The 7,400-nt window shown below is 39.2% G+C and carries 9 protein-coding genes and 1 rRNA gene; 7 read left to right on the forward strand and 3 right to left on the reverse strand.

Translation table 11 applies throughout. The annotated features are described in order from the left end of the window. Positions 1-17 precede the first annotated feature (17 nt). The 3 genes from PRIP_RS01985 to ntdP all read left to right on the forward strand — a co-directional run bounded on the left by PRIP_RS01985 (position 18) and on the right by ntdP (position 1,427). Positions 18-341, forward strand: coding sequence for a hypothetical protein (locus tag PRIP_RS01985; RefSeq protein ID WP_036099146.1), 324 nt, complete (start codon positions 18-20; stop codon positions 339-341). Continuing rightward, positions 338-616, forward strand: a complete 279-nt coding sequence (locus tag PRIP_RS01990) for a hypothetical protein (protein WP_036099147.1) — start codon at positions 338-340, stop codon at positions 614-616. Before PRIP_RS01985 ends, PRIP_RS01990 begins: the two co-directional genes overlap by 4 nt. A 283-nt stretch (positions 617-899) precedes the next feature. Further along, on the forward strand, positions 900-1,427 hold the full coding sequence (gene ntdP, locus PRIP_RS01995; protein WP_036099148.1) for a nucleoside tri-diphosphate phosphatase: 528 nt from the start codon (positions 900-902) through the stop codon (positions 1,425-1,427). 67 nt (positions 1,428-1,494) lie between these two features. Here ntdP and PRIP_RS02000 read toward each other — a convergent pair whose 3' ends face one another. Next, positions 1,495-2,163, reverse strand: a complete 669-nt coding sequence (locus PRIP_RS02000) for an NAD(P)H-dependent oxidoreductase (RefSeq protein ID WP_036099149.1) — start codon at positions 2,161-2,163, stop codon at positions 1,495-1,497. Positions 2,164-2,282: 119 nt separating this feature from the next. Between PRIP_RS02000 and PRIP_RS02005 the strand changes: the two genes are divergently transcribed. Next, on the forward strand, positions 2,283-2,642 hold the full coding sequence (locus tag PRIP_RS02005; protein ID WP_036099150.1) for a winged helix-turn-helix transcriptional regulator: 360 nt from the start codon (positions 2,283-2,285) through the stop codon (positions 2,640-2,642). Between the two features lie 28 nt (positions 2,643-2,670). Here PRIP_RS02005 and PRIP_RS02010 read toward each other — a convergent pair whose 3' ends face one another. Further along, the gene (locus PRIP_RS02010) at positions 2,671-3,747 is read right to left on the reverse strand and encodes an aromatic acid exporter family protein (RefSeq protein WP_036099151.1); all 1,077 of its coding nucleotides are present in this window, start codon (positions 3,745-3,747) and stop codon (positions 2,671-2,673) included. Positions 3,748-3,834: 87 nt separating this feature from the next. Beyond that, positions 3,835-5,127: a glutamate-1-semialdehyde 2,1-aminomutase gene (locus PRIP_RS02015; protein ID WP_036099165.1), complete on the reverse strand. Its 1,293-nt coding sequence runs from the start codon at positions 5,125-5,127 to the stop codon at positions 3,835-3,837. A gap of 139 nt (positions 5,128-5,266) precedes the next feature. On the opposite strand from PRIP_RS02015, the gene PRIP_RS02020 reads away from it, so the two are divergent. The 3 genes from PRIP_RS02020 to PRIP_RS02030 form a co-directional block, all read left to right on the forward strand. Beyond that, a complete protein-coding gene (locus PRIP_RS02020; RefSeq protein WP_036099152.1) occupies positions 5,267-6,214 on the forward strand; it encodes a D-2-hydroxyacid dehydrogenase in 948 nt (315 codons plus the stop codon). Between the two features lie 83 nt (positions 6,215-6,297). After that, positions 6,298-6,738 (forward strand): peroxide-responsive transcriptional repressor PerR, encoded by a 441-nt coding sequence (gene perR, locus PRIP_RS02025; protein WP_036099153.1) that lies wholly within the window; start codon positions 6,298-6,300, stop codon positions 6,736-6,738. 535 nt (positions 6,739-7,273) lie between these two features. Further along, positions 7,274-7,400: ribosomal RNA gene (locus PRIP_RS02030) — 16S ribosomal RNA — on the forward strand; the annotation flags it as partial.

The following is a 7,400-nucleotide window of genomic DNA, read 5'->3' on the forward strand; positions in this document are numbered from 1 at the left end:
AAGAGAGGCAGCTAAAAATGGACTCGCAACAGCGTTTAGAGGACAATTATTTACGCGATAAGAAGCGATTGACAGAGAAAGAAGAGAGATTGTACCAACAGAAAAATAAAGGAATGCAGGCTTTAGACGCTATTGCAGAAGCAAGTCATTATTATTTAAAGGGCTTCGCACCAGATACGATGGATATACGTCGAGGCATGCACCAATTAGAAGAAATAAAAGAGGAACTAGCTGTGCAACATCGCAAAGAGCAGCAACGTTTGGATTATGAGATGGAAGAATTAACTTTGAATTATCGCAGACAACAACGAACTTCTAATGAACAGGAGGCATCCTTATGACAGAAACATCGATACTAGATGAACAATTCATACTACAGCTAAAAAAAGAGACCGAAAAAATGATGATTAACTTAGCGGTAGCAGCATCAGCGATACACAAGAGCCAAACTAACCAGCAACATGTAACACAAAAGAGCAAGGATGTTATCAAAACTACGCAAAACAGTGTACAACATGTGACAGGAAGCATAAGTCACAATTTAAAAGGGCAGTTCGGAGATAAAGTAAAAGAAACATTGGCTATCCACCATAAGAAGCTTCAACAGTTCGTATAGATACTAATAAAGTAAGTCTCGAGTTTTTCAAAAACCAAAAAGGATTTTGAAAACTTCGATTTCAAGCTCTTTTAGGTCTCACAGATCTTAGTAAATACTGCTCCATATGCTAGTCCTTCGGAAATTCCAGACCCTTCAAAAAGGACTTTTTCCGCGACTTCTCCAGTTTCTGTCATGCCTAAACGTGTTTGAGTTAACCCTTTTCATTTTTTATACAACGAATTGCATGGTATAATGGAGGCGGATGTTAGATCGATAGTACATGGAGAAAGTAGGATATTAGATGTACTTACCTAAAGAAAAAGAAATAATTCAAATCAAAAGCTACAAACATGACGGTTCACTTCATCGTACTTGGAAAAAAACGGTTGTATTGAAATCTACGGAGAATGTTATTATCGGTGGAAATGATCACACTTTAGTGGTTGAATCAGATGGTCGGAAATGGGTAACCCGTGAACCTGCCATTTGTTATTTTCATAGTGAATATTGGTTTAACGTGATTTCAATGATTCGGGAGGACGGGATATATCACTATTGCAACTTAGGCACGCCTTTTGCCTCTGATGAAGAAGCAGTGAAGTATATCGATTATGATCTGGATATTAAGGTATTTCCAGACGGGAGATTTCATTTGCTTGACGAAGGGGAATACGAACAGCATAGAAAGCAAATGAAATATCCAGATGCCATTGACCGAATTTTACGCCACAATGTCGACGTACTCTCGCATTGGATTTTGGATAAAAAAGGTCCATTTTCTAAAGACTACATCGATATTTGGTATGAAAAGTATAAAGAATATTGCTGAAAAGTAGCAAAACCACGCACCACTAAGTTTCTATAACTGAAACTTAGTGGTGCGTGGTTTATTTGCTTTAAAGGATAACTTCTACATGTGCATCTAAGGATTGGCGTGTTTTATCTCGAGATGGCTCTGCAAGACGATATCCAAAAGCAAGCATGGCTGAGACGCCAAACTCATCCGTATTTATCAAACCTTTATGCACCAACATTTGTTCGACAGCCGCTTTGTCAAAACCTTCAATTGGACAAGAGTCAATGCCAATCGTTGCGGCACTGGTCATCATGTTTGCCATCGCTATATAAGCTTGGCGGCTTGCCCATTCAAAAACAAGACGGTCATCGGATAGTAAATCAAAATCATATGTTAAGAAATTTTTAAAATGATGCGTGTAACCTGCGACAACATCATCTGGCATTTTTGCCACATTTTTTAGATGATTCTGGATGTATTCTGATTCAGGCTGTAAGGAATTCTTAGTACGTGATAATACAATTAGAAATTTATCTGCAGTCGGCAGTTGTGTTTGCGCTCCCCAAGCGAATTTTTTCATTTCATCACGCAATGCTACGTTCTCGATTACTAATAACTTCCAAGGTTCGAACCCAAATGAAGACGGGGACAAGCGAGCTGTTTCTAAGATAAATTGGAAATCCTCCTCGGAAATTTTTTTTGCAGTATCGAATTCCTTACAAGCAAAGCGATATTTTAAAGCATCTAAAAACATTTCTTTTTTTGACATGTTGCAAATCCCTCCTAATTTGTTTGACATTTTCAGTATACCAAGTAAAATAAAAAAAGTAAGTATGCACATTTTTGTTAGGTAGGCACATTTTTTATACTATCAAAGGAGGTTTAACGATGCCAAAACGCAAAACAACATTTTCCTGTGGTGCAGATGTCACTTCGTCCGTCATTGGTGGCAAATGGAAGCTACAAATTTTATATAAACTAATGACGAAAACAATTCGCTTCAATGAATTCAGAAGGCTCATTCCAGAAATCACACAGCGAATGCTCACATTGCAGCTACGAGAGCTAGAAGAGGATGGAATCGTCCATCGAGAGGTCTATGCGCAAATTCCACCAAAAGTAGAATATTGCCTAACGGAGCTTGGCGAAACATTGATTCCGCTAATTGAAGTAATGTGTACTTGGGGTTATGAAAATGAAGAAACTATTGCAGAAAATCGCAAAAATATAGCAAAAGAACCGATTTAGATGTAACAATTCCAATCGGTTCTTTATTCTAAATATCATGGACATCAATATCGATTTTATTCTCATCATGGTGTCGCAGTTTGAAACTATGCACTAATTTCTCTAAGTAATCAATCGTTTCCTGATAAGCGAAGATGCAGGCTATAATACGCATTAAATGGTACTGGTCAATCCCTTCATTGTCGATTTCCTTCATCTCATTTAAAAACAGTCGCATTAAATCTTGAGGATCTTGCGCTAAATGTTTTTCCGCATAATGCAAATCCACGGAAACTTTATCAATATAGGTTAATAACAATTGCTCATGTGTATCCGTCAAGTAGTCAATTTGCATTCGAATCAACTCTTGTTTTTCGGGAGGTAGCTGTAAAAAGTCGTTTTCATAACGATGTAGTATTTTTAGTAACTCATATCCTTTTTGCGAACAGAGAATCATCTGTCTGTAAACCGCAATTTTTCGTGATTTAGAGATGTTGGTTCGACGGAGGAAAGTCCGTTCCTCGCGGTATAATTCATAGTAGCTACTCATTTGCGTAATTTGTTTTTGCATCCACTTCATATCTTTTTTCAGTAATGGAAAATCAGCAGCATGGCGTAAATTTAGCTTTATCCAGCGCATAATTTCGTTATTTGTCGTATAAATAAATTGGAATAGCGTTACTTCGTATTTCGGTGGCAAGAAGATGAGGTTTACGATGAAAGCAGCCACAAGACCGAGCATAATCGTTCCAAATCTAGTCAGGGCAACCATTAAGAAGTCACTATTCGGTGAATCCATCACGATAACAAGCGTTACAAGCGCTAGGCCAATCGTATTTTCCAATTTGAACTGAATGAGGAGCGCCACACAAATAATCGAAGCAATCCCAATTAAAATGAAGTCGTTCCCAATATAAAGCCCAAATCCAATGGCAATCGCCGCCCCGATTACATTTCCTTGTGCTCTTTGTAGAATCTCTAAATAGGATCTATAAATCGAAGGCTGCACAGCAAAAATTGCTGAAATCCCCGCTAAAGAAGGAGAGGGGGAGTGACAAAGCTGTGCGATAAAAAGCGCCAAACTAATGGCAATACCTGTTTTTAAAATCCTAGCCCCGAATTTCATTGCTGGTTAGTCCTTTCTGTAATGTTTTGGCTTTTCACTTAAGCACGTTTTCCTATATATAGCCGTAAAACCAGTATTGCAAACAAATTACAAAGCCATTTTTGCAAATACACGGTCTACGGCTGCAATGGTTGCTTCAATATCCGCTTCTGTATGTGCTGTTGTAATAAACCAAGCCTCATACTTAGAAGGAGCCAACATAATCCCTTCTTCCAACATCAATTTGAAAAACTGTCCGAATTGCTCGCCGTTGGTTGCTTGCGCATCAGCATATGTTACAATTTCCTGATCTGCAAAATACACCGTTAACGCACCTTTAATCTGATTAATCGTAATCACTAAACCATGCTTCTTGGCCGCAGTTTCGATTCCATTTTTCAACATAAGTCCCAATTTATCAAAACGCTCATACAAGCCTTCTTCTTGCAAAACTTCCAGACATGCAATCCCAGCCTGAATCGATGCCGGATTTCCGGCCATTGTTCCAGCTTGATAGGCAGGACCAAGCGGTGCGACTTTTTCCATAATATCCATGCGGCCACCGTAAGCCCCAATTGGCAAACCGCCACCAATAATTTTTCCAAGCGCAGTCAAATCAGGCGTTACACCTAAGAGATTTTGTGCACCACCGTACATGAAACGGAAGGCAGTAATCACCTCGTCATAAATAACAAGACCTCCGACCTCATGCGTTAGCTCATTTACCATCTCCAAAAAGCCATCCACTGGACCAACAATCCCGAAGTTTCCAATGATTGGCTCCACTAAAACAGCAGCAACCTGATCGCCCCAAATACGCAAAGCCTCTTTAAAACTCGCAATATCATTAAAAGGAACTGTAATAACCTCCTCCGCAGTTGCCGTCGTAACCCCAGCAGAATCAGGCGTTCCAAGTGTCGAAGGTCCAGAGCCAGCTTCCACTAGTACTAAGTCGAAATGCCCGTGATAGGAGCCGGCAAATTTAATAATTTTATCACGTCCGGTAAATGCACGAGCAACACGGATTGTAGTCATAACGGCTTCCGTCCCTGAATTTGTAAACCGAACTTTCTCTAAAGAAGGAATTGCATCTTTCAACATTTTTGCAAATACCACTTCATGTTTCGTTGGCGTACCATACAAAACACCAGTTTCTGCAGCTTGTGTAATTGCTTTTGTAATATGTGGGTGGGCATGTCCAGTAATAATCGGTCCATAAGCAGCCAAATAATCAATATACTTATTTCCATCAACATCCCAGAAATAAGCCCCATCCGCTCGTTCCATCGTGATAGGAACACCACCGCCAACACCTTTATAAGAACGCGAAGGACTATTCACACCACCAACAATGTGCTTTAACGCCTCCGTATGTAGCCTTTCAGACTCCGAATGATTCATTTTTCGATACATCTCCTTCATTAAAACTATCTTCCTCTCCATTTTAGTGCAAAAACAACCGAACTGCAACGAATAGAAGCAAGTTCATTGTTTCCAAGCCAAAAAGGGGCTAAAATAATTGAAAAAGGAGTGAACAAATATGAAAATTCTATTTACCATGCCAATTCCTAAAGACTTACAAGAAAGGCAACAAATACAGTTTCCTGACAATACCTATTATTACATAGAAGACATTCGCTCATACGATACGCTTTCCGAAATAAACTGCATCGTTTCTTATGGCTCCGATATTACAGAAGAAGTACTAGAACGAGCAACTAACTTGTGCTGGCTCATGATTTTCTCCGCAGGAATCGAAGAACTCCCACACATCAAGCTCAAAGAAAGAAACATCATCGTTACCAATGTGCGGGGCATTCACGCTATTCCTATGGCCGAATTTGCATTTTCCTATATGCTATCCTATGTAAAACAATTACCGCATTTCGCGGCTAAACAACAAGAACACCAGTGGGGACGAGCAGACCATCAAATATCAGAACTGGCAGGCCAAACGTTGGTTATAGTAGGAACTGGCGCAATTGGCAGTCAAATTGCACGTCTAGCTAAAGCGTTCCAAATGAAGGTCATCGGTATCAATACAACTGGCAAACAAAAAGCCTTATTCGATAAAACTATCCAAACGAAAGATATAACGACTATTTTACCGGAGGGCGACTTCGTTATCTCTATATTACCAGAAACCAATGTCACAAAAGGCTTTTATCACAAACACCATTTCCAAGCAATGAAAAAGTCTGCTGTATTCATCAATATAGGTAGAGGTTCCGCAATAACAGAAGAAGTATTAGTTGACGTCGCCAAGCAACAAACTATTGCCCACATGTACCTAGATGTAACTCCAATTGAACCGTTACCAGAAAATCATATCCTATGGAGCTTCCCAAGTATCACTATCACACCGCACGTTTCTGCACACTCGCCGCGTTATCTCTATAGAAGTTTTGACATATGGCTCGAAAATTTGGAAAGATTTCAAAAACAAGAACCATTATTAAATACGCGTCAATTAGATCGCGGTTACTAAAGTAAGCCCGTATATTGACAGAATGGGCTATTATTAGGTAGAATAAAGGTATATCTAATCAAAATGAAGCAAGAAAGGAGTGCATGACGGTGTCTAATTCTCATTTAAGAGAGGCGATAGATGTCTTGAAAAAAACTGGAGTCAGAATAACTCCTCAACGTCATGCTATACTTGAGTTCCTAATTAATGCGGATACCCATCCCACTGCCGATGAAATCTACAGAGCACTTGAAGGGAATTTCCCCAATATGAGTGTAGCAACAGTTTACAATAACTTGCGCGTTTTTCGAGAAGCAGGATTAATTAAAGAATTACCCTATGGCGATTCATCGAGCCGTTTCGATTTTTCTACATCCGAGCATTATCACGCAATTTGCAACGAATGCGGTAAAATAGTCGATTTCCACTATCCAGGCCTTGATGAAGTCGAGCATTTCGCAGCCAGCGTCACAGGCTACGAAGTTAACAAACATCGACTAGAAGTTTACGGAACCTGTCCAGAATGCCAATCGAAATTAAAATAACCAAACCATCAAGTCATTCGATTTTGATGGTTTTTCTTTTTCTTGCATAAAATCAATCAATTTTATGCAAATAAATTTATAAAACCAAAAATGGCTACAAGTCAATGTTTAGCGCATACATTTTTGTGGAACACAAGTAAAGATCGCAAAAAAATAAAATAAAAATGCATAACTTAGTTGACATTGCTCAAAGAAATTGATATATTAGTTCTCGGCGCTACTAATTCAACACTTTCGCAAACCAAAACATCACAAAATAATTTATATAAAGTTGTTGACAGATAAGCGCTTGAATGATATGATTTAAAAGTCGCAAAAAACAAAACAGCCAGTCACAGTCACGCGAAGTTGACCTTTGAAAACTGAACAAAAAAACAAAGATAAAACCAAGAAAACAGCAATGTTTTCAGGTAAGAATCGCAGGGCGGAAATAGAAAGCTATTTCCAAACAAACAACTAGTAAAATTATTTGCTAGCGAAGTCAATTTGACGCAAGGATCTTATTCACGGTGTTGAATAAGTATTCAAACGAACTTTTAAAGAGAGTTTGATCCTGGCTCAGGACGAACGCTGGCGGCGTGCCTAATACATGCAAGTCGAACGAACCGACGAAAAGCTTGCTTTTCTGACGTGAGTGGCGGACGGGTGAGTAACACGTGGGC

The organism is Paenilisteria riparia FSL S10-1204, assembly GCF_000525995.1.
Taxonomy (GTDB): Bacteria; Bacillota; Bacilli; order Lactobacillales; family Listeriaceae; genus Listeria_A; species Listeria_A riparia.